This is a genomic window from Limimaricola sp. G21655-S1 (assembly GCF_027213785.1).
In the GTDB taxonomy this organism is placed as follows: domain Bacteria; phylum Pseudomonadota; class Alphaproteobacteria; order Rhodobacterales; family Rhodobacteraceae; genus Limimaricola.
Genome location: NZ_JAPWGO010000187.1, coordinates 1 through 279 on the forward strand (window position 1 = coordinate 1; position 279 = coordinate 279).

Annotated in this window: 1 protein-coding gene; it reads right to left on the reverse strand. The window is 48.7% G+C overall.

Going from position 1 to position 279, the window contains the following annotated elements:
• On the reverse strand, nt 1-233 hold a 233-nt coding region (locus O4G76_RS20400), incomplete at its 3' end, for a hypothetical protein (protein ID WP_269398958.1).
• Between the last annotated feature and the right edge of the window lie 46 nt (nt 234-279).

Genomic DNA, 279 nt, shown 5'->3' on the forward strand with positions numbered 1-279 from the left:
ATTCTTGTGCACACGATGTACACGGCGCTGAACGAGATAATCAGGTGCATAGGGTTGTGAATGTCTGTGAACGATTCCAGCAACGCGGGAAGCGTCGAAGAGTCGACGAGCAGAAACACGACGAATAGCCCGAACCAGATAAGCAGCATCAGACCAACGATTGAGCCAATGATACGGACGTGGAACATCGGGTTTGTCAAATTCGTAATCGAACTCTGGATCACGTAGGTCATAGCTTTCGAGAAGGCGATGCGCTTGGTTGAAAGCTTTGTATTCTTG